Raw genomic sequence first — 19,163 nt, 5'->3', positions numbered from 1 at the left:
GGCGGCACGCGCCGCCCCCGCCCGCCGGCAGAGCCGGCCGGGCCCCACCCCCACGCGGTCCGCGCTGGCCTCCCTTCACGGAGAGCCGCATGGACACAGCGTCTTCTACCTGATCGGCGGTCCAGAGGCGCCCCTCCACCCCGGGTGGGATCGCTGAATTCACCACGAAAAGCAAGCCCGAGCGCCTTTACCGGGCTGAGCCCGGCGGTTCGCGACGTCGGTCGCTGGCGCCCCGTTCGTGGAAAATTCCTTGCTTGAGGACGTCGCAGACAGACGATGAGCCGCTGTGTAGATTGCGCTGCCCGCGGGCTCCGAGGAGGTGGATCGATGCGTTGCATGCTGATGGGATCGTTCGTGCTGGCCGCCGTGATGTCGTTCGCTGGCTTGAGCCGCGCGCACATCGACCTCACGTCCCCCGCGCCGAGGCACGCGGACGACCAGCAGAAGGTGGCGCCTTGCGGTGCTCGCGGCGATGCGCGGGGCGAGACGGTCACCGTGTTCGAGCCGGGCGAGACCATCGCGGTGACGTGGAACGAGACGATCGATCACCCCGGGCATTTCCGGATCATGTTCGACGACGACGGCTTCGACGATTTCCCGGAGCCGGCCAATGAGAACGATCTCTGCGAGCCGGGGGTGGACAAGGGCTGCCTGCTCGACGGCATCGCCGACAAGAAAGGAGGATCGTACTCGGCGGAGGTCACGCTCCCGGACGTGGAGTGTGACAACTGCACGCTTCAGCTCATCCAGGTCATGACGGACAGGAGGCCGGCCACCCTCTACTACCGTTGTGCGGATCTGGTGCTCAAGTCCTCCGACCCTGGTGCCGCGACGAGCGCCGCGAGCTCCGGCGCCGGCACGGGCGGCGGCGCGACGGGCGCGGGCGGGGACGCGGCGACGAGCGCGAGCAGCAGCGCCACGGCGGGCGCAGGCGGAGACGCGACGACGGGCGCGGCCACGGGCGCGGGCGCGACGACAGGCGCGGGCGCGGGCACGGGCGGGGGCGCGACGACGGGCGCCGGCGTTGACGAGGGCTCTGGCGCGGCGGAGGACGACGGCGGGTGCAGCTTCGGCGGCGCGGCGGGCGGGGCTCCGATCTCGGCGGGGCTCGGCGCGCTCGCCGCCCTCGCGCTCGCGGCGCGCGGGCGGAGGCGAGGCCGGCTGGCGCCGCGGCAGGACGCTGCCTGTCGCGGGTCGCGGCGCTCGTGATCGCGGGGCCGGCGCGCCGTCAGGAGCGGCGGGTCGGCCCTTCGGCGAACCTGGCGATCTCGATGATCTCCGCGGCGCGGTCGCTGGCCGGCGGGGGGAGCCAGGGGCCGTCGAACCGCGTGACCAGCGCGGTCACGTTGTCGCGGCCTCCGGCGGCGAGCGCGGCGTCGATCAGGGCGCCGGCGGCCGCCGCGGGGTCGGGGTGGGCGTCGAGCGTGGCGGCGATGTGCCGATCGTCGACGAGGTCGCTCAGCCCGTCGGTGCAGAGCAGCAGGGTGTCCTCGCGGCGGAGCTCGACGGCGGAGAGCGCGATCGTGAGGTGTTCGCGGAGCCCGAGCGCCTGGAGCATCGCGCCCCTGTGCTCGAAGGTGGCGGCCTCTTCGGGCCGCAGCGTGCCCCTGTCGAGCAGCGACTGGAGGAGGGTCTGGTCGCGGGTGAGCTGGGTGAGGACGCCGCTGCGGAGGAGGTAGGCGCGGCTGTCGCCGACCTGCGCGAGCAGGAGGCGCTCATCGCAGAGCGCGGCCACGGTCGCCGTGGTGCCGCTGTTCCGGTGCGGTGAGCTCCGGCGGGCGTTGTCGCGGACGGCGCGCCCGGCCTCGCCGATCGCCTCGAGGAGGCTCCGCTCGAGGGCGTCGCTCGATCGGGGCGCGGAGCGGGTGAGGATTTCGTGGACGATGCGCGCCGCGAGCCGGCTCGCCGCGTCGGGGGACGACGCGCCGCCGGAGCCGTCGTAGACGCCGAGCGACACGGCGAGCGGCGGCGCGACGGACGCCTGGGCGGCGGACGCCTGGGCGGCCGCGGGCCCATGGGCGAGCCCGCGCGCGAGATCGCTGATCAGGAAGGTATCCTCGTTGTGCTCGCGGCTGAGGCCCACGTCGGTCCGGACCGCCACGGCGATCGCCGCGGCGTGTTCGACGGCGGACGTGCGGTACACGGGCATGCGCGCATCGTACAGCGGGGGCGCTGCCCGAGGGAGGGCGCTCGACGCGCGGCGCGCCTCGTGCCTGAAATGAAGAGAGACCGCATGAAGCTGCTTCCCAACCCCGAGCGCGCGTGGGAGCGCGCCGCGCACGTCCAGACCCTCGCGCGCGCCGAGATCGAGCGGCGGATCCCGCACTTCACCGGCGAAGCGGAGGTGCTCTCCGGCGGCCACGCCAACGTGAACGTGCGCCTCGGCGCCGAGCGCGTGCTGCGGGTGTACCGCCGAGACGCGGCGGCGGCGCCGAAGGAGGCCAGCCTGCTCGCGCGGGGCTGGAGGTCGTTCCGCGTCCCGGCGGTCCTGTCGGCGGGTGAGGATTTCCTCGTCCTCGAGCACGTCCCGCACGTTCCGCTCCAGGACACAGCGACGTGCGGCGCTGCGGTCGGGCGCGCGCTCGCGGAGATTCACGCCGTCGGCTACGACAGCGCGGGTTTCCTGGGGCCGGAGCTCGCCGTCTCCGTGCCGTTCGCCGACTGCATCGGCGCGCTGCGGGCCCATGTGGACGCGGTCCTCGACAGGCTGGCTCCTGCCCTGCGCGGCGAGCTGGGCGAGCGCGTGCGCGCGTTCCTCGACGCGAACACCGAGGCGCTTCGCGCGCTGGCGTCGGCGCCCGTGCTCCTCCACGGGGATTTCAAGGCGTCGAACCTGCACTGGCTGTCGTCGGGCGAGCTCCTCGTGCTCGACTGGGAGTTCGCGTACGCGGGACCGAGCCTGATGGACGTCGGCCAGCTCCTGCGCTGGAGCCCCGGGCCCGAGTTCGTCGCGGCGTTCGCTGGCGCTTACCGCGAGAGCGCGCCGCTTCCCGAGGGGTTCGAGCGCTGGGCCGCGGCGTTCGACCTGTTCAACCTGGTGGGGCTGCTCGACGGGGTGGAGCCAGCGACGCGCCGGGCGGCCGATGTCCGTGGCCGCATCTCGGAAGTCGTCGAGCGTTGATCAGGGCTGCTCGCTCGATGCGAGAGAACATGTGGAACGGACGACTCCAGCGTGGCGCGTCCAGGCACGGGCCACAAGGGCTGAGCCAGCAGCCCTCGTCGGCCAGCCTTGCCTATCCTCTCAGAATCACCCCTTCTGTCGGGCAGACCGCTGCGGTAACTATAGATCGTGCAGCTTCGCCCCGGCGTCCGTGTCGACCGCTACACCTTGATGGAACCCCTCGGCCGGGGAGGGCAGGGCGCCGTGTGGAAGGTCCACGATCCGCTCGACGGGAGCGTGCGTGCCCTCAAGCTGTTCTTCTTGAGCGGCCTCGAGGGAGGAGCCGCGGAACGCGCCCGGCGCGAGGCAAGAGCCGTCGCCGGCGCCGTCCATCCGACCCTGGTTCCCTGCCGCGCCCTCTTCGAAGCGCCTGCGGACGGGGTCGTGGGGCTGGTCTTCGACTTCGTGCAAGGCCAGTCGCTCGCGGATGCGGCGACGCGTATGTCGCTCGCTCAGCGCGGCGCCGTGCTGGCTCAGATCGCGGCCGCGCTGGCCCATGTCCATGGTCTTGGCCTCCTGCATCGCGATCTGAAGCCCGCCAACGTGCTCATCACCGACGCGTTCTGGGGCGCCGCGGATGCGCCCGGCAGCGTGCGGCTCATCGACTTCGGGATCGCCGCGCCCGTCGGGAACCCTAGGCCGCTGACGGCCACGGGCGCGGTCATCGGCACCGTCGCGTACATGGCGCCCGAGCTGCTCGCGCCTGGGCGCTGGCTCCCGCTGCGCGAGGGGTTCACCCGCGACGTGTTCGCGTTCGGCGTTCTCGCGTGCGAGATGCTCGGCGGAGCGCACCCGACTGGGCTCTCCGTCGATGCGTCGGTGGAGGCGTTCATCGACGCCTATGTCGCCGCGGAGGAAGGGCATCGCCCCTGGCCGCCCCAGGTGCCGGACGCCTTCTGGGCCGAGGTGATCCGCGCGTGTCTCGAGATCCAGCCGCGGCGGCGGCCAAGTCATGGCGCTGCGCTCTTGGAGCGGATCGAGACAGCGGCGCGGGCGAGCCAGAGGCAGCTGCGCGTCGCGTTGCCGCGCGCGAGCGCGACGGACCCGCATCTCGGCCCGACCGAGCTCCAAGTGCACGCAGGACGAACCTCCTGGCCCGGACCGCGCGCGAGCCACCCGCCCCGCACCACGCCGATGCCGTCACCGCCATCCGCGGCGCTGCGGCCCTCCCTCCCGACGCTCTCACCGGTTGACGGCTCGCGGCAGTCTTCGGCGACGTCCGTCCCCGCGCGGAGCACGCACGCCGTGCGCGCGGAGCCGCCCTCCACGCCTGGCAAGCCGGGTCGAACGGCGCTCCTCCTGGCGGTGGGGTTGGCGCTCGGGGCCGCGGCCTCTGCGGGCGCATCGATGCTCGCGGGTCGACCGGAGCCCGACGCCGGCGAGGTGGCGCAGATGACGCTGCCCGCCGCGCCGGGCGTGGTGTCCGTGCGGCCCGATCCGCTCCAGGTTGCGCCGCCGAAGCAGCCCGAGGTGACGCCGTGCTGCAACAAGCAGGGAGACTGCTTTTCCAAGGGCATGACCTGCCTGCCGGCCCCGTGCGAGGACGTCCCCTTGCCGGATCGTTCGTGGTTGCTGCGGCTCACGGGGGTTGCCCGGCGGCCGGACGGCGAAACGAGGTTCACCGAGGACATGTCCAGGACTCACCCGGCCGCACAAGCATGTGTGCGCCGCCAGTCCACCGGCGAAGAGATCTGCATCCCGTTCACGCAGGACCCGGCAGCGCGAGGTGAGCCCGAACGACTGCAGATCACGACGGCCGAGCTGGTGCGTGGTGAGGTCGTGATCCGGGTGACGGAGGCAGGCGTGCCGCTCTCGGAGGGGCACGTCGCGGCCAACTACGACTGGCTCAAGAGCAGCGTGCTGTGCCAGGGCTTGCTGCTCTTCGTGGGCGAGAAGGCCAGCGCCTCGGTGCGGGTCGCAGTCGCGTTGGACGCAGAATGAGAGGGCGCGGTAGGCTTGAGAGGGAGCCGCTCCGAGGGGGCCGATGACGAGGGCGCGATGAACACCCGGCCGCCGCGCGATGCGCCCACCGACGAGCACCGGCCCCCGACCGGCACGCGCCGCGACCGAGGAACGCCAGCGCTGCTCGCCGCCTTTCCTGCCAATATCGCCGTGCCTCTCCCGTCCCCCGGGGTTTATGTCGGACGGGCATGGCTCGCGGCGGCGGGCCTCAACGACACCAAGGTCTCGTCCAACCACCTTCGCCTGACGCGGGCGGGAGGGCGCCTGCAGATCGAGGATGTGGGCTCGCGCAACGGGACATGGCTCGACGGCCATCGGCTCCCAGCGGGCGAGCCGGTGCCCATCGAGGATGGGGCCATCTTGCGCGTGGGCGAAACCCTGCTTGTCTATCGCGAGGCGTACGCGGGGCCAGCCGAACCGGAGCCGGCCGTTGGCGGCCTCGCGGGGCCGTGGGGGCTCCGCGCAGTTCGCGCGGAGCTAGACCGGCTGGCCACGCGGCCCGTGCGCAACGTCCTCATCACAGGGGAGAGCGGTACGGGCAAGGAGATGCTTGCCGAGGCGGTCGTGCGGGCCCTCAGGCGTTCGAACGGTCCTTTCACGCGCGTCAACGTGGCGGGCATCGCCGCGAGCGTGTTCGAGGGGCAGCTCTTCGGTTGGGAGCGCGGGGCGTTCTCGGGGAGCGGCGCGAGTAACCCTGGGCTGCTGCGAGCGAGCGCTGGAGGAGCGGTGTTCCTCGACGAGATCGGCGAGCTGCCGGTCGAGCTGCAACCCAAGCTGCTGCGCGTCCTCGAGAACCAGGAGGTGCTCGCAGTCGGCGCGAAGGAACCGGCGCACGTGGATATCGCCGTCATCGCGGCGACCAACCGTCCACTCGAGGAGGCCGTCCAGCTGGGCAGGTTCCGCCTCGACCTGCTGGCGCGGTTTCCGGTGCGCATTTCGCTGCCGCCGCTGCGGGAGCGACCGGAGGATGTGTTCGCGATCCTCGGGGCGCTCTGGGAGCGCGCGTACGGCCCTCTGCAGCTCGGTCGCATGAGGGTGGACGTGGAGGCCGTGGAGCTCATGATGCTCCACGACTGGCCGGCGAACGTGCGGGGCGTGAACCAGCTGGTCGCGGCGGCGGATCCGGCGGTGGGGCTCAAGCTCTCGATCGTGGAGCAGGTGCTCGGTGTACGCGCATCGACGGCCGCGCCGCCACCGACGACGCGGGAGGCGATCCAGGAGGCGCTCGACGCCTGCGGCGGTAACCAGAGCCAGGCGGCGAAGCGTCTCGGGCTGTCCCGGGCTCAGCTGCTCCGGCGGCTCAAGGCCATTCACAACGAGGCCGGCGAGCGGCCAGCGCGAAAGCGGTAAGCGGCGAGCTGGTCCCGAGCGCGGACGAACGTCGATGCATCGCCGTCACGCGCGCGGGCACGATCGAAGGCGTCGTGCTCGCCCGACGCATGACTCCGACAGCGATCTCGAAAAATCTCCGCTCGACCTCCGGATATTCCGGGTGGGTCAGGATCTGGTCCGCGCGCAGCGTCCAGAGGTGCGCGTGCCGGGCAAAGTAGAGCTCCAGGGATGTGATCTGCGGCAGAGGTTGCCCCTCGCGCCGCGCTCGCTCGGCCAGGATCAGGTAGGCGACGAGCTGGCGCACCATGGGCCGCTCCACATCGTCGCGCGCAGACACCTTGAGATCGATCAGGCGTCCTCCCACGAGCAGGTCCGCATCGGCTCCGCCCACGAGCCTGGAGCAGGCGCCGAACGTCGGGTTCAACACCACATCAGCGCCGTCGAGGAGCGTATCGAACGCCGCGTGCTCCAGGAGCGAGACGACCTGATCGCGCAGCTCGGGCGTGTTGTCGGCGAACAGATCATCGCCGAGGTAGCCTGCGCGGTAGATGGCGTCGAGCCTCGCGAGCTTCAGCGAATGCTCGGCGAGCCGCGTCATCCAGGAGCGATCACAAGCGCGCCTTCGGATGTGCTTGCGGAGGAACGTCCTCGCGTTCTCGACGCGTCGGCGTGCACGCCGGACGATTCTCCGGAGGTGCGCGCCGTCGACCAGAGCGCTCGGAGCTCCGGCGAGGCCCATCGGGCCGCCCGCCGCGCGCACGCTCGCCAGCCTTCCCTCGAGCCGCTCGATCGAAGCTTCCGCGACCCACGGTCGATCGTGCGCTCGCGGGCAGCGCCGCAGCACATCGAAGCGCAGCGCGTAGTCGAACGCGGTGCCAACGAGGCGTGGGCTGCACGACGACCCGAGTACTCTCATCACGGTTCGTTGCGCCCGCTTGTAGGGAGGGATGACTCGGTCCAATATATCCCGTACGTCCTTGCGCTGAACGAGCTGGGTGACGCTCATGCTCATGACCTCCTGCTGGGCGCCCCTCTGAAGCACCCGGCATGCCGAGGGCGCGCTGTGCGTTTCGAAGCGCGCAGCCTGCTCCTGTGACGCGAGCGCGCCAGCGCGTCGATTTCCCTCGCTGCTGATCGCGATCACCCGCACGGCCGCGCACCCTGAACGCGATCACCTCGCGGCGCCGGAGCCTGGCTTCGGCAACACGCGCCATCGGGCGTCGTCCTGCTCCGTTCACGTGGCCGCGCGTGCGTGGGCTTTTCGCGAGACGCTGGCCGGCGACTTGCACCTTCGGCCGAAAGCACATGACGACGCCCACCTCGAACGCTTCCGCGTCCTCTTCTGTCTCGAGCCGTTGGCAGGTTGTGCTCGCGGCGATCGCGCTCGCCGTCTGGTCGCTCCTGATCGCCGTGCCGGCCGCGCTGCTCTTCTTGGTCCTTTGGGCCGCTGTCCTGGTCGTCGCTGCCGCAGGCCTCCTCGACGCGACCGGAGGAATGGATCCGCAGGGCTTCGCCGCCGCTGTCGATCTGACCGGCAAAGTGATGGTCTTCGCATCCGGGGCGGCCTTTGCAGGCAAGCTCGTCGAATTCAGGCAACGCCGTTCGAACGCTGTTGCGATGTCGTCGGCGCCGCATGTTCCGTGGCTCTTCTGGCAATCCTTCGTTGGCCTGGGTTGCGCGTTGCTGATCGTTGATCTCGTCCTGTTGCCGCTCGCGTATGCGGGGGTCGTCGAGGTGCCGAGCTCCATTCGCGGCGCAGGCGTGATCGGAGGGGCAGCGACGCTCGTTATCCTCGCGTCCTGGGCGCTCTTCAACGCATGGTGGAGAGCGATGCGCGCGCTGTGGGCTTGCGCGCATAGCTCGTCGTTCTTCGCAGGCATCCTGACGGCGTGTGGCATCATCGCCGGTTTGAGCGCTTATGCTCTCGGGAGCGCTGTCGTGGTCCCTCTGCTCTTCCCCGGTGCGTGAAGGCGCATTGCCGGAATTCGCCCCCTTATCAGGCCTGCTGGCCAGCGGCGACGTCGTGGCGTTCTATGGGTGTCGAGCCCCTCGACGGCGGCCGCAGCGCTCGAAACACCTCGGCTCCGGGCGCGTGCTGCGCGAGGCGCTCGCCGATCTGGCGGCGATGCCGGAGGACGCCTGGGAGAGGAGCGTCGCCACGCCTCTCCTGGTACATTTCCAGCTCGGGCTCGATGAGCAGGCGACGAGCGAGGAGGACGACGTGAGCGCAGAGATCCGGGCGTGGTTCGAGGATTACCAGCAAAAGCTGCGCAACGAGGGGCTGAAGGAAGGGGAGCGCAACCTCCTGCTGCGGCTGCTCCGGGCCCGCTTCGGCGAGCTGCCAGCCGCCGTCGTCGCTCGCATCGATGCAGCCGACGTGGCCGAGCTCGAGCGGTGGGGCGATCGGGTGCTCGCCGCGCGGACGCTCGACGAGGTGCTCGGCGCCCCGAGCTGAAGGACCGAGGAGCACCCGCCGCGTCCGGCCGTCGATTGGCACGGCCGCTCCGGGGCGGCAGCGATGCGCCGGCGTCCCGGCGTTGCCGACCCCCGTGGCTTTCTGCTCAGAAGATGCCCGCTCAGGGCAGGCCGGCAGGCGTCAGGACGACACCTTCACCCAGGCGGGACGCTCGCTGATCCGCTTCCACCACGCCGCGACGTTCGGCCGATCGGTGATGAGATCCCCGAGCTTCGACACCACGAGACACTGGAGGTACGGCATCCACGAGATGTCGGCCAGCGAGTAGCTCGAGCCCGCGAGGTACTCGTGGCCGGCCAGCGCCTTCTCGACCGCGTCGAGCGCCGTCGAGACCTCGGCCTTGGACGCATCGACGATCGCCTCGTCGCCTGGCTTGCCCTGCATCGGCAGGAAGACCCGCTGGAAGCAGATCTTGACCGCCGGGGTGCCGAAGTACGATTGCTCCACGCTGAGCCACTGATCCATGAGCGCCCTGGCCCTGAGCTCGGTCGGTGTCAGCGAAGCTCCCGGAAGCTTGTGATCGAGGTAACGCATGATCGCCCTCGACTCGTAGAGCGTGAAGTCCTCGTCCTCGAGCACCGGGATCATGCCGAAGGGGTGGCGCGCGAGGTGCTCGGGCTGCTTGTGCGCGCCCTTCATCAGGTCGACGAGCACGAACTGCGCCTCCTGGCCCTTCTCGGCGAGGACCGTCAGGACCTTGCGCGTACACGTGCTCATGGGATGTCCGTAGATCTTCATCGCGTCTCCTTGTCCTGTTTTCCGTCGCGAGGCGCCGACCGGCGGCGGCCTCTGCGGCGCGCTAGCCTAAACGGATTTCTCCGACCGCGAGCGCCCGGATGACGCGGGCCGACCGCGGCGCGCGATCAGCCCTCGCGCCGCCGATCCTCTTGCCACTCGGCGTCGCGCGCCGCGGCGAAGACGGGGAGGCGCGCGAGCCACCGCTCGCCGGCGTTCGGGCGCTCGAGCGCGATGCGCAGGGCCGCGATCAGCTCGAGCGGCGCGGCGTCGAGGCCCTGCTCCTTCGCAGCCCATCCCAGGCCGGCGAGGACGGCGTTGGCGACCTCGTAGCTCGGGCGGTGCATCGGCGCCGTGGGGATGGACGCCGGCGCGGCGAAGTGGCGCTCGCACGCGGCGGCGTCGAGGGAGCTCCAGGCCGCGCACACGATCGGGCGGACAGCGTGGATCGAACAGGCGCCGCGCTCGTCGAGCAGCGGGCAGGGGACGCCGGCCTCGGCGCGTTCCAGGCGGGAGAGCCCGCGCGTCGCCGCGTCGGCGGCGCGGACGCGCTCCTCCAGCGCGGCGACCTCCACCTGGCTCCGCGTGGCGCGCAGGTGGGCCGCGATCCGGAGAACCTCCGGCGCCAGCACGAGCACCTTGCTGACGCAGCAGGTCGCGCAGCCGGCCCTGCAGGCGATGGGCCGATCGGGCGGCTCTGCGGCGACCGATGCCCCTTGCAGCGCCTCCGCCCGCGCGAGCGCCGAGGCCGCGGCCGACACCGCGCCGGCCTCGGTGCGCGCGGCGAGCGACAGCGCGAGCGCGGCGCGCTCCCCGTCGGCGATCCCCTCGAGGACGGCGGGGGTGTACCGCGTCCCGGGGGCGAGCGGCAGGGAGCGCTTCGGCCGCGTCATCGCGGCGCTACGCGGTCTCCGGGAGCCGCCAGTCGATCTCGTCGCTGCCGCGGGCGCGGAGGGCGCTGTTGATGGTCGAGAACGGCTTGCTGCCGAAGAAGCCGTTCCTCGCCGACAGCGGCGAGGGGTGCGCCGTCTTGATGACCGTGTGGCGCTTCGCGTCGATGAGCTTCGCCTTCTTCTGCGCGTAGCCGCCCCAGAGCACGAACACAACCCCGTCGGGCCTGTCGTTGACCTTCTTGATGACCGCGTCGGTGAACGACTCCCAGCCCTGGTTCTTGTGGGAGTTCGGCGTGTGCGCCCGGACGGTGAGCACGGTGTTCAGCAGCAGCACCCCCTGGGTCGCCCACGTGGTGAGGCAGCCGTGGCGCGGGATCGTGAAGCCCGGCAGATCCGAGACCGCCTCCTTGTACATGTTGGCCAGCGACGGCGGCGGCGTGATGCCCGGGCGCACGGAGAAGCACAGCCCGTGGGCCTGCCCGTCGTCGTGGTACGGGTCCTGGCCGAGGAGCAGCACGCGGACGCTCTCGTACGGCGTGAGCTTGAACGCGGCGAAGACGTCCTCCTCCGCCGGAAACACCTGGTGCGCCTTCCGCTCGTCCTCGACGAAGCGCGCCAGCTTCTTGAAGTACGGCTGCTCCAGCTCTCCGGCGAGCACGCGCTCCCACGAGGCAGGTAGATCGATCTTCATCTCTCGTTCAGACCCCTTCCTTCGGACAGAACTCGCTCATCCGGCACTCCCCGCACTTCGGCTTCCTGGCGACGCAGGTGTAGCGGCCGTGCAGCACCAGCGCAGGGCCGAAGAACGTCCATTCGTCCTTCGGCACGATCTTCATCAGATCCTCCTCGATCTGCTCGGGCTTCTCGCGCTTCGAGAGGCCGATGCGCCCGCTGAGTCGGGCGACGTGGGTGTCGACGATGATCCCCGAGGGGATGTCGAACGCCGTGTTGAGCACGACGTTCGCCGTCTTCCTGGCCACGCCCGGCAGCGTGGTGAGCTCGGCCATGGTCGCGGGCACCTCGCCGCCGAAGCGCGCGACGAGCTCCCTGCACGCGGCCTGCACCGTCTTCGTCTTCTGGCGGTAGAAGCCGGTCGGCTTGAGCTCTTCCTCGAGCTCCGCCGTGGGCGCGTCGGCGTACGCCTGCGCCGTCGGGTACTTCGGGAAGAGCGTGGCGGTCACCCGGTTGACGCGCTCGTCCGTGCACTGCGCGGCCAGGATGGTCGCGACGAGCAGATCGAGCGGCGTCTTCCAGTCGAGCTCGTAACGCGCGTCGGGGTACTCCTTGCGCAGCTGCTCGAGGAGGAGGGGGATGCGGTCTCGGGCGTTCATGAGGGTCGTCGCAGCGTAACCCAGCCCCGGGCCGCCCGTCAGCGGGGCTCGGCCCCTCAGCGCCGCCGCGCCACGGGCCCCGGGCGCCTCCGGCCGAAGTAGATCTCGAGCAGCTCGCGCCCCACGAGGTTCGCCTTGGTGCGCCACGCGATGTCGTTGGCCAGCATCACGGAGACCGCGATCTCGGGGCGATCCGACGGCGCGAACGAGGCGAACCACGAGAACATCCGCGACGGGCTGCCGCCGACCAGCGTGCCGGTCTTGGCGGCGACGGGCATGGTGCCGAGGGCGCGGGTGCCGTCGGGCTTGCGGAACGCCTTGGCGCAGGTGCCCCGCCGCGTGGTGATCTCGAGCATCGACCGGAGGGTGCGCGCGACATCGGCCCGCAGGCCGCGGCCGTCGGTGCTCCGCGGCGTGACGGCGCCCGCGTCCTCGCGGTCCTGCGCGCCCGGCGGCGCGAGCAGCGAGAGGCGGACGCGCTCGCCGTCGTTGGCGATCGTCTGCATCGCGAACAGGGCGCCGAGCGGGCTGAGCCGCCCGCTCCAGAAGCCCGCGGCGGCGCGGGCGAGGCCGAGCCCGCCGGCGGGGATGTTGGCGGCGCTCGGCGCGACGGGGATGTCGATGGGGACCTCGCCGTCGAAGCCGAGGTCGCGGGCCTTGTTGCGCAGGTCGTCGGCCGTGAGGTGCCGGCCTGCGAGGCGGGCGAAGACGCCGTTGATGCTGCGGCCGAGCGCCTCGCCGAAGACGGTGCAGGTGGCGCCGCGGCCCTCCAGATCGGCCGCGGTGATGGCGCTCATGCCGCCCGTGTAACAGACGGGCGTCGCGATGTTCACCTTGCGGCCCTCGAGCAGGGCCGCCGCGGTGACGATCTTGAAGAGGCTCGCGCTCGGGGCGAGCGGGGTGGCGACGTAGTCCCGGTCTCCGCGGCTCGCCCACACGAGGATGCGGCCGGTGCGGACGTCGGAGGCGACGATGGCGCCCTCGGGGGCGCCGGAGCGGGCGAGGAGGCGCTCGGCGGCGCGCTGGAGCTCGGGATCGAGCGTGAGGCGCACCTGCTTGCCCGACGCGCCGACCGTGGCGTGGACCGCGCCGGCCTCGACGTGGAGCTTTCGGACGCCCGGCGGGGCCGGGGATGCCGTCGCCGGCGCGATCCCGATGGCGATCGCGGCGGCGAGCGCGAGGAAGAGACGCGATCGCACCCCGCGGAGATGCCAGGGGGCGCGCCGGAGGGCCAAGTTCCGCGCGGGGTTCGCGACGGGTGCCTCGTCGCAGCGAGGAGGGGCGGGGGCGGCTCGCGAGGGGCTGGGCTCGCGCCCCGCCTTTGCCCTGGGCGGCTCAGCGTTCTTGTTCCAGGGCGATCCGATGGCCATCGGGATCGATGACCGTCACGGGCGAGCTGCCCTCGGAGCCGATGGCGCCGACCACCGCGCCCAGCGCTCGGAGCGACTCCAGGATCCGATCGAGGTCGGAAACGACGAGCCCCAGGCGGAGGCCGGACGTCGGCCTGTCCGAGAGCGGATAGAGCTCGAGGACCATTCCACCCACATCGCACGAGTAGTGCTTCGCTCCGCTGCCGTGCTGTTCCGGGGACAAGCGCAGGCCAAGGCCTTCGTAGAACCGCCGCGAGCGCTCGAGGTCCGCGCACCGGAGGACCACGTAGGCAACACGTTGCACGCTCATTGGAGGGGGGCTGCGCGCGCTGACCGAGGTCAGCGCCGCCCTTCCGGCACGATGGTCTCACCGCGCGCCAGCATCGCCACCAGCGTCGCGATCTTCTTCGCGCGCCCGGCGGGCGTCTTGATGTTGTTCATGCGAAACGCCAGCGCGAAGAGGTTCTGGCGTCCGAGGGTCTGGAACGTCTTGCGCGCCCGTGGGTTCGCCTCGATGGCCGCGCGAAGGTCGTCGGGAAGGGTGGCTTCGGTCGCGCTGCGGATGGGGGCGTAGGCGGCCTCCCAGCGGCCATCCGCCATCGCGGCGTCGACCTGCCGCTGGCCGTGCGGGGTCATCCGGCCGGCCGCTGTGAGCCGAGCGATGTGATCCCTGTTGATCTGGCTCCAGACGCTCTTCGCCTTGCGAGGGGTGTACCGCTGCAGAAACGAGACTTCGTCGAAGGCCTTCCGGATGCCGTCGATCCACCCCCAGCACAGGGCCACGTCCAGCGCCTGCGCGTAGGTCACCGTCGGCACGCCCGAGTCCTTCTTGTGAATCTTCAGCCACAGCTCGGTCTCGCGGGCGTGGTTCGCGGCCATCCAGGCTTCGAAGGCCGCCTCGGTGGGGAAGCTCTTGATCTTGTCTGGATTGGGAATGATCGGTGCCATGAAAAGGTCCGGGTTGAAGCCTATCGATCAAGGAGCCAAGGGAGCCTGCGCGCCGGGGGCACTGTACGTACCAGAGCTTTGCTGCGCAGCTCGGTGCTTACAGCCGATCTTTCCGCGCGTCCGGATGGCGGTGCAGATGAAGCACCGCTATCACGAGCACCAAGGGTTCTTCGAGTACGAAGAAGACGCCGTAAGGAAAGATTCGAACCAGTGCGCGACGAATGCCGGGCTCGATCTCAGGAAACTGGAGAGGATTCTCTAGGGTACGGCGGATCGTGGCATCCACTTCAGACTCGAATCGGAATCCGAGATCGCGTCGCTCCCGCTCGTAGCGAAGCGCAGCCTCAAAGATTTCGACCTCCGATTCCTGGCGGATTTCAAGCCGTCTCATCGCTGCGCGGCGCGCAGGCGCGAGAGCAGGTCTCGGCGGGCCTCCTCCCACGAGCGGCTTGAACCCTGACCAGCTCGGTGCGCTGCCAGGCGTTCGGCGATGATTTCGCGATGCCACTCGAGGGCGGGAACTGCCTCAGGATGGAGCGCGACGCGGTCCCAGAGGGCCTGGACGTAATCAAGCTTCTCAGCGGGGGAGAGATCGTCGAAACCTGGAGGGGGCATCGCCGGGAGGGACATATCCGGCAAATATACCGCAAACGCCACGGGAGATCACGCCCAGCGGGCCGTGCCTCACGCCAGGGTGTCCGCGGGCCATTCTGTCCACATTGTCCAATGATTCCAGCATCTTATGCGACGCCCGCGCCAGTCCGGGGCCGTGCCGGCCGAGAGGGCTCGGCCCCCACGCGCGGGTAGAGCAGAGACAACCCTGTACTCCGCGCACGGGACGGAGAGAGCGGTCGGGAGCATGATCGACGAGACATCTCTCTGGCTGAGCTCTCCAGTCTAACGGCTGGCCGCCGCGCAGCGGGCCAGGCGGCCGAGTGAAGCGAGGCTGCCCGGATCATCGCGCATCAGCGGCTTGTTGGGCGGTTGTTACCCCCTTCGGCTCTATGCATGAGGCCTTTCCTCGTTGACGACCTCAAGCGCGTCGAACTCCTCGATCGACAACTCCACGAACTCTGCCAGCGGCTGCCAACCATTCGGGGCTGCCCCGCGTTGCCAGGTGAACCGGGCAATCGCCTGCACGCCACCGCACACGGTGGCCTCAAGAACCACGCCGTCGAGAACTCCGAACTGCTCGAGCGGCCGACGGACGGGAACTTGCAGTTCCTCCAGCTTCCGGAGCAATCGCCATAGCGTTGCGGGCTTGGCTGCGATTTGATCGTAACCAACCACGAGATCGGCTCCCGCGCTGGTCGAGAGAGAGCGGAAGAGGTGCAGGTTGCCGACGTCGCCGCGGATCTCGTAACACACACATGGTTGCCGCGATGGGCGACGAATGAACTGTGCCTGCAACGCACCCACGCCGAAGAAGCCCCATGTCATATCGTGCGGATCACGCGGCGTGGCGACGGCGAGTTCGATCTCTTGGCGTCGTTCGCTTTCAAGAGGTATCTGCCGGCGCTCCTTCTTCGGGCTCATGATTCGCTCTGGTATACACGCGCATCCGCCCAACAGCTACAGCTTCTGCCGCGCGTGGGTGCGCACAGGGCACCCACGCGTCGGTCACCAGCGCCATGTTGGGCGGCTTGTGTGGGGATTCGCCCGGTGTCACGTCGCCGTCTGCAGAAGAGCCTGGGTGCGGGACAAGACGCCATTTGCCAGGTCGCGTGCGCGTGCGAGGTTCCCGATCAGTTGAGCAAGCACGTTGACCGCCTCCTGGCGGACCGCATCGAGTTCGTAGGTCAGTTTCGGCAGTAGCCCAAAACTGTCTCGATACTGCTCAAGCGCTTCGGCTGCTTCCCCCAATTGGTCTCGATAGCCTTCGACCACTGCAGCGTTCGCTTCAAGAGTCTCGCGAGATCGAGAAGGAGGCAGGCTGCCAAGGAGGTGCGTGATCCCACTCATGGATCCAAAAACCTCCTGAATAGATTGCGAGAAGCTCGGCAGCTGGGCGAATAGTGCGCTCTTCATGTCGGTCATAGCGCTTACAAAGTTATTGGTGATGCGCAGTCGCTCCTTGTTGGACATCCGCCGAAGCTCTTCGTCGCTCATGGTGGCGAGGCGTCGATTAAGAGAGCGCGTTTGCCCGTTGAAGAGCGCCATGGCAGACGCGATGTTGGCGTCTTGCCGATGATCAGAGATCCCTCCGTGTTCCAGCCGAAATGATCCAGCCAGACCTGCTGTCGTGGCTTGAAGAGACGCACGACTTCCCCGGTGTGCGGGTCGGGAGCAGCGATTCGATTGCCCTTGTGATCGTTGCACATCGAGCATGCGAGCCAGAGGTTTTCTCTGGCAGTCGGCCCGCCCAGCGACGCAGGGATAATGTGGTCGATCTCCATCGGTGTGCCGATGATACGCGCCGAGGTCAGGCAATAACCGCAGCGATGGCGCGCCTCACCGGCGACCTGCTCACGCAGCGCCCTCCCGATGTAGCTACGGCTCATGTCCTTGGCGAAGCCCCGAGACGTCATGGCCTCGCTGCTTGAGCAGCGCGGCAGATCGGGAGCGAACCAGCATGATCCGCGTGTACTCCTTCATGAGCGTCGCGAGCGCCTCGATGTCCGACGCGGAGAGCCCTTCGCTCTGGCGCTTGATGTGCAGATCCTCGAGGTCTGCTGCCTTCTCCGGGGCGAGGCTCTGCCTGGCGGCCCGCCAGAGATCCTCGTCACCTAGCAGGTGCAGCGCGGCGATGGCCTCCGCCATGTCGACCGCCCGCTCGTCGGGTTCGTCAGGGAGGGAGGTTGCCACCGCGTCGACGAGCTCGGCCTCGACGGTTCGTTGCGTTTTCTGCGCGCGGCGAGCCAGCCGCTCGTACAACGGCTCGGGCAGGTTCACGGTAACGGCTTGAACGGCCATATCCTAGTTTACGAGGGGCCGTCGAGGCCAGCAAGCTCTGCGGTACAAGGCGCAGCGCGACGCGCAGCCGGCCGTTCTCCTCTGCCGTGCCATGATCGGTATCCTCGTCGGCCCAACACTGAGCCCGTGATGGCGAGGGAGATCCACGCGTGGCTAGGGTTCCCGCTGGAAGCTCCGGAATGCCGAGCGCGCGAGCCCACGGAAGGGATGGCCTGGTCCGACGGAGCCGCGTGCGGGAGGCCCGCCGCCGCGGCGGTCGTCGCCGAGCGCCGGGTCTGGTAGGGTGCGCGCAGAGGTGCCTGTGCTCAAGCTGCCGAAAGATCTCGTCGCCGATCCGCGCCATGACGCGGTGTCCGACCTCCTCACCAAGCATGCGGGTCTCTTGTGGGAGAGCGGTCGAAACCGGGTGGCGACGCTCCCGATGACCGACGCGCTGGCCGCGGAGCTCCGCGGCGCGCTCGCGGCCGAGCACGCCTGCCACGGCCTCGAGCTCATCGCAGACAAGCTCGCGAGGGAGCAGAAGGGGCTGGACGCCGCGGCCAGGAAGGCCCCGGAGAGCCCGCAGAACGCCCGCGCGTCCCGCATCCTCTTTCTCGCGAGCGACGGCAGCACCCGCTTCTATCGCGACTGCGACGCGCTCCTCTCCCGCTACCCCCAGCGCCTGCTGGCCTGCCGGCTCGAGATCACCGGCGAGGCGCTGGGCGAGAAGCTCACGGGGAGCGCAAGGCTGATCCGGAGCGTGCTTGTCCTCGACAAGAAGGTCGCCGCCAGAGCGCTGCTCGCCCTGCTCCCGCCGGGCTGACCCCCTGCTCCCGCCGAGCTGACGCCCGACGGCGCCACAGCACGCTCCTGCGCAGCGCGTCCTCCGTCCACGCGGCGCTCGCGCGCAGGCAGCACCGCCGGCGCGGCGTTCTGGAGGGGCAAGCCTCTGCGCCTGGAGGTCCTGGCCTCCAGGCCCCAGCCTTCACACCGGCGCCTGGAGCATTGTAGCAGGACTGTTGGCGTGCTCCCTCTCCGGCGCTCGCTCCACGAGCGCCCCCTCAAGATCACCCGAAATCCACGCCCGCCGAGCCGGCACGCTGCGTGCTCAGCGTGCTCAGGGGGAAGGACAGTCAATCGTTCAATCAATCCCCGACCGGAGAGAACCCATCATGAAATCTACCGCATTCATCCTCAGCAGCCTCGTTGTCCCCTTCGCCCTCGTCGGTTGCGTCTCGGACTCCGAACCTCACGACGAGGGGCTCATGGACGTCGAGGAGGCGACCGCCTCCCCCGAGGCAGCGCGCGCCCCGGTGGAGGTGCAGCCGTTCGAAGGCATCGGCGCGCAGAACACGGCGCCGGCCGCGGACGCCCTCGCCCAGCAGGCGCTGAGCCCCGCCGGGAAGTCCGGCGCAGAGATCGCGGTCAGCTTGGGCGGCGGCGCGCAGTCCCTCGTCCTCCTCCAGCTCCCGATCGTCAACCTGCTTCTTAACCCCGGCTTCGAGAACGCGCAGGCCGGGATCCCGTCGGGGTTCATCGATCATGGCAGCGCCAACGCGTCCTGGTTCGCCGGCTGGGGGACCGCGGCGGACTCCTGGCCTGCCACGAGCAATGACCTGAATTACGGCGCCATCGCGACATGGCTCAAGACCGACGTCGTGCACACCGCCAACAAGCGCAGCCTCCTCGTGTCCGCGACGACGACCAACGGCGGCATCGCCCAGCAGTACTGGACATCCGCCAGCTCGCCGCCGAACAACGCCTACCTGCGGTTCAGCGTCTGGGTCTATACGGTGACCGGGCAGGTGACGATAGGGCTCGGCAGCGGCGGGACGGGTTACACAACCAGGACATCGACCCAGACCGGAAAGTGGGAGTACCTCCAGACCTGCGGCACGTCGTTCAACAACGAGGTCTTCATCTACACGATAGGCGGGCCGGCCGTGTACTACGTGGACGACGCCAACGTGTCGGCGACGCCTTCACCCCTCCTCGACCAGTATTGCTCGCCCGGCGCCGTCGTCTTCTGAACCACGCAGGCGCCGCTCGGCGCGGAAGTCGAGA

General features: G+C 69.9%; 23 protein-coding genes. 8 read left to right on the top strand and 15 right to left on the bottom strand.

Annotated elements, in window-relative coordinates; genetic code table 11:
* Window positions 1–327 precede the first annotated feature (327 nt).
* Window positions 328–1,209 (top strand): SCE4755 family polysaccharide monooxygenase-like protein, encoded by an 882-nt coding sequence (locus tag WMF45_RS26855; RefSeq protein WP_437707319.1) that lies wholly within the window; start codon window positions 328–330, stop codon window positions 1,207–1,209.
* A gap of 19 nt (window positions 1,210–1,228) precedes the next feature.
* On the opposite strand, the gene WMF45_RS26850 is transcribed toward WMF45_RS26855, so the two are convergent.
* On the bottom strand, window positions 1,229–2,149 hold the full coding sequence (locus WMF45_RS26850) for a PP2C family protein-serine/threonine phosphatase (RefSeq protein ID WP_437707318.1): 921 nt from the start codon (window positions 2,147–2,149) through the stop codon (window positions 1,229–1,231).
* Between the two features lie 84 nt (window positions 2,150–2,233).
* On the opposite strand from WMF45_RS26850, the gene WMF45_RS26845 reads away from it, so the two are divergent.
* The 3 genes from WMF45_RS26845 (at window position 2,234) to WMF45_RS26835 (ending at window position 6,472) form a co-directional block, all read left to right on the top strand.
* Complete coding sequence (locus WMF45_RS26845) at window positions 2,234–3,121, top strand: phosphotransferase family protein (RefSeq protein ID WP_437707317.1); 888 nt, start codon at window positions 2,234–2,236, stop codon at window positions 3,119–3,121.
* 168 nt (window positions 3,122–3,289) lie between these two features.
* Window positions 3,290–5,101: a protein kinase domain-containing protein gene (locus WMF45_RS26840; protein ID WP_437707316.1), complete on the top strand. Its 1,812-nt coding sequence runs from the start codon at window positions 3,290–3,292 to the stop codon at window positions 5,099–5,101.
* Between the two features lie 57 nt (window positions 5,102–5,158).
* Window positions 5,159–6,472, top strand: a complete 1,314-nt coding sequence (locus WMF45_RS26835) for a sigma 54-interacting transcriptional regulator (RefSeq protein WP_437707315.1) — start codon at window positions 5,159–5,161, stop codon at window positions 6,470–6,472.
* Here the strand turns inward: WMF45_RS26835 and WMF45_RS26830 are convergent.
* Window positions 6,423–7,460: a hypothetical protein gene (locus tag WMF45_RS26830; protein ID WP_437707314.1), complete on the bottom strand. Its 1,038-nt coding sequence runs from the start codon at window positions 7,458–7,460 to the stop codon at window positions 6,423–6,425. The two genes, WMF45_RS26835 and WMF45_RS26830, sit on opposite strands and share 50 nt — an antisense overlap.
* A 299-nt stretch (window positions 7,461–7,759) precedes the next feature.
* On the opposite strand from WMF45_RS26830, the gene WMF45_RS26825 reads away from it, so the two are divergent.
* Window positions 7,760–8,422 carry a hypothetical protein gene (locus WMF45_RS26825; protein WP_437707313.1) on the top strand — a complete coding sequence of 221 codons (663 nt, stop codon included), beginning with the start codon at window positions 7,760–7,762 and terminating at the stop codon, window positions 8,420–8,422.
* Entirely contained in the window at window positions 8,415–8,909 is a 495-nt protein-coding gene (locus WMF45_RS26820) for a DUF4351 domain-containing protein (protein ID WP_437707312.1), read from the top strand. The genes WMF45_RS26825 and WMF45_RS26820 overlap by 8 nt, the downstream gene beginning before the upstream one ends.
* A gap of 141 nt (window positions 8,910–9,050) precedes the next feature.
* Here WMF45_RS26820 and WMF45_RS26815 read toward each other — a convergent pair whose 3' ends face one another.
* The 13 genes from WMF45_RS26815 to WMF45_RS26755 all read right to left on the bottom strand — a co-directional run bounded on the left by WMF45_RS26815 (window position 9,051) and on the right by WMF45_RS26755 (window position 17,099).
* Window positions 9,051–9,668: a glutathione S-transferase family protein gene (locus tag WMF45_RS26815; protein WP_437707311.1), complete on the bottom strand. Its 618-nt coding sequence runs from the start codon at window positions 9,666–9,668 to the stop codon at window positions 9,051–9,053.
* A 125-nt stretch (window positions 9,669–9,793) separates the two neighbouring features.
* A complete protein-coding gene (locus WMF45_RS26810) occupies window positions 9,794–10,558 on the bottom strand; it encodes a YkgJ family cysteine cluster protein (RefSeq protein WP_437707310.1) in 765 nt (254 codons plus the stop codon).
* A gap of 7 nt (window positions 10,559–10,565) precedes the next feature.
* Window positions 10,566–11,249 carry a uracil-DNA glycosylase gene (gene ung / locus WMF45_RS26805; RefSeq protein WP_437707309.1) on the bottom strand — a complete coding sequence of 228 codons (684 nt, stop codon included), beginning with the start codon at window positions 11,247–11,249 and terminating at the stop codon, window positions 10,566–10,568.
* A 7-nt stretch (window positions 11,250–11,256) separates the two neighbouring features.
* The gene (gene nth, locus WMF45_RS26800) at window positions 11,257–11,889 is read right to left on the bottom strand and encodes an endonuclease III (RefSeq protein ID WP_437707308.1); all 633 of its coding nucleotides are present in this window, start codon (window positions 11,887–11,889) and stop codon (window positions 11,257–11,259) included.
* A gap of 56 nt (window positions 11,890–11,945) precedes the next feature.
* The gene (locus WMF45_RS26795; protein ID WP_437707307.1) at window positions 11,946–13,088 is read right to left on the bottom strand and encodes a penicillin-binding transpeptidase domain-containing protein; all 1,143 of its coding nucleotides are present in this window, start codon (window positions 13,086–13,088) and stop codon (window positions 11,946–11,948) included.
* Window positions 13,089–13,224: 136 nt separating this feature from the next.
* Window positions 13,225–13,569: a VOC family protein gene (locus WMF45_RS26790; RefSeq protein ID WP_437707306.1), complete on the bottom strand. Its 345-nt coding sequence runs from the start codon at window positions 13,567–13,569 to the stop codon at window positions 13,225–13,227.
* A gap of 29 nt (window positions 13,570–13,598) precedes the next feature.
* Window positions 13,599–14,207, bottom strand: coding sequence for a YdeI/OmpD-associated family protein (locus tag WMF45_RS26785; protein ID WP_437707305.1), 609 nt, complete (start codon window positions 14,205–14,207; stop codon window positions 13,599–13,601).
* 97 nt (window positions 14,208–14,304) lie between these two features.
* Window positions 14,305–14,598: a type II toxin-antitoxin system RelE/ParE family toxin gene (locus WMF45_RS26780; protein ID WP_437707304.1), complete on the bottom strand. Its 294-nt coding sequence runs from the start codon at window positions 14,596–14,598 to the stop codon at window positions 14,305–14,307.
* The gene (locus tag WMF45_RS26775) at window positions 14,595–14,822 is read right to left on the bottom strand and encodes an addiction module protein (RefSeq protein WP_437301609.1); all 228 of its coding nucleotides are present in this window, start codon (window positions 14,820–14,822) and stop codon (window positions 14,595–14,597) included. Before WMF45_RS26775 ends, WMF45_RS26780 begins: the two co-directional genes overlap by 4 nt.
* 387 nt (window positions 14,823–15,209) lie before the next feature.
* The gene (locus WMF45_RS26770; protein ID WP_437707303.1) at window positions 15,210–15,743 is read right to left on the bottom strand and encodes a hypothetical protein; all 534 of its coding nucleotides are present in this window, start codon (window positions 15,741–15,743) and stop codon (window positions 15,210–15,212) included.
* A gap of 129 nt (window positions 15,744–15,872) precedes the next feature.
* Window positions 15,873–16,316 (bottom strand): hypothetical protein, encoded by a 444-nt coding sequence (locus WMF45_RS26765; RefSeq protein ID WP_437707302.1) that lies wholly within the window; start codon window positions 16,314–16,316, stop codon window positions 15,873–15,875.
* Complete coding sequence (locus WMF45_RS26760) at window positions 16,313–16,735, bottom strand: HNH endonuclease (RefSeq protein ID WP_437707301.1); 423 nt, start codon at window positions 16,733–16,735, stop codon at window positions 16,313–16,315. The genes WMF45_RS26765 and WMF45_RS26760 overlap by 4 nt, the downstream gene beginning before the upstream one ends.
* A complete protein-coding gene (locus WMF45_RS26755; RefSeq protein ID WP_437707300.1) occupies window positions 16,698–17,099 on the bottom strand; it encodes a hypothetical protein in 402 nt (133 codons plus the stop codon). Before WMF45_RS26755 ends, WMF45_RS26760 begins: the two co-directional genes overlap by 38 nt.
* A gap of 316 nt (window positions 17,100–17,415) precedes the next feature.
* On the opposite strand from WMF45_RS26755, the gene WMF45_RS26750 reads away from it, so the two are divergent.
* Both WMF45_RS26750 and WMF45_RS26745 read left to right on the top strand, forming a co-directional pair.
* Window positions 17,416–17,922 carry a hypothetical protein gene (locus WMF45_RS26750; protein WP_437707299.1) on the top strand — a complete coding sequence of 169 codons (507 nt, stop codon included), beginning with the start codon at window positions 17,416–17,418 and terminating at the stop codon, window positions 17,920–17,922.
* 349 nt (window positions 17,923–18,271) lie between these two features.
* Window positions 18,272–19,129 carry a hypothetical protein gene (locus tag WMF45_RS26745; RefSeq protein WP_437707298.1) on the top strand — a complete coding sequence of 286 codons (858 nt, stop codon included), beginning with the start codon at window positions 18,272–18,274 and terminating at the stop codon, window positions 19,127–19,129.
* Window positions 19,130–19,163 lie beyond the last annotated feature (34 nt).

Origin of the sequence: Sorangium sp. So ce448 (assembly GCF_051520915.1) — a bacterium.
In the GTDB taxonomy this organism is placed as follows: Bacteria; Myxococcota_A; Polyangia; order Polyangiales; family Polyangiaceae; genus Sorangium; species Sorangium cellulosum_B.
This window is presented reverse-complemented; position numbering and strand designations above follow the sequence as displayed.

Excerpts from the sequence above, each read along its gene's own strand:
- WMF45_RS26855 (WP_437707319.1), top strand. The coding sequence starts at position 328 with ATGCGTTGCATGCTGATGGGATCGTTCGTGCTGGCCGCCGTGATGTCG.
- WMF45_RS26850 (WP_437707318.1), bottom strand. The coding sequence starts at position 2,149 with ATGCCCGTGTACCGCACGTCCGCCGTCGAACACGCCGCGGCGATCGCC.
- WMF45_RS26845 (WP_437707317.1), top strand. The coding sequence starts at position 2,234 with ATGAAGCTGCTTCCCAACCCCGAGCGCGCGTGGGAGCGCGCCGCGCAC.
- WMF45_RS26835 (WP_437707315.1), top strand. The coding sequence starts at position 5,159 with ATGAACACCCGGCCGCCGCGCGATGCGCCCACCGACGAGCACCGGCCC.
- WMF45_RS26830 (WP_437707314.1), bottom strand. The coding sequence starts at position 7,460 with ATGAGCGTCACCCAGCTCGTTCAGCGCAAGGACGTACGGGATATATTG.
- WMF45_RS26825 (WP_437707313.1), top strand. The coding sequence starts at position 7,760 with ATGACGACGCCCACCTCGAACGCTTCCGCGTCCTCTTCTGTCTCGAGC.
- WMF45_RS26815 (WP_437707311.1), bottom strand. The coding sequence starts at position 9,668 with ATGAAGATCTACGGACATCCCATGAGCACGTGTACGCGCAAGGTCCTG.
- WMF45_RS26810 (WP_437707310.1), bottom strand. The coding sequence starts at position 10,558 with ATGACGCGGCCGAAGCGCTCCCTGCCGCTCGCCCCCGGGACGCGGTAC.
- ung (WP_437707309.1), bottom strand. The coding sequence starts at position 11,249 with ATGAAGATCGATCTACCTGCCTCGTGGGAGCGCGTGCTCGCCGGAGAG.
- nth (WP_437707308.1), bottom strand. The coding sequence starts at position 11,889 with ATGAACGCCCGAGACCGCATCCCCCTCCTCCTCGAGCAGCTGCGCAAG.
- WMF45_RS26790 (WP_437707306.1), bottom strand. The coding sequence starts at position 13,569 with ATGAGCGTGCAACGTGTTGCCTACGTGGTCCTCCGGTGCGCGGACCTC.
- WMF45_RS26785 (WP_437707305.1), bottom strand. The coding sequence starts at position 14,207 with ATGGCACCGATCATTCCCAATCCAGACAAGATCAAGAGCTTCCCCACC.
- WMF45_RS26780 (WP_437707304.1), bottom strand. The coding sequence starts at position 14,598 with ATGAGACGGCTTGAAATCCGCCAGGAATCGGAGGTCGAAATCTTTGAG.
- WMF45_RS26775 (WP_437301609.1), bottom strand. The coding sequence starts at position 14,822 with ATGCCCCCTCCAGGTTTCGACGATCTCTCCCCCGCTGAGAAGCTTGAT.
- WMF45_RS26770 (WP_437707303.1), bottom strand. The coding sequence starts at position 15,743 with ATGAGCCCGAAGAAGGAGCGCCGGCAGATACCTCTTGAAAGCGAACGA.
- WMF45_RS26765 (WP_437707302.1), bottom strand. The coding sequence starts at position 16,316 with ATGAGCGACGAAGAGCTTCGGCGGATGTCCAACAAGGAGCGACTGCGC.
- WMF45_RS26760 (WP_437707301.1), bottom strand. The coding sequence starts at position 16,735 with ATGACGTCTCGGGGCTTCGCCAAGGACATGAGCCGTAGCTACATCGGG.
- WMF45_RS26745 (WP_437707298.1), top strand. The coding sequence starts at position 18,272 with ATGAAATCTACCGCATTCATCCTCAGCAGCCTCGTTGTCCCCTTCGCC.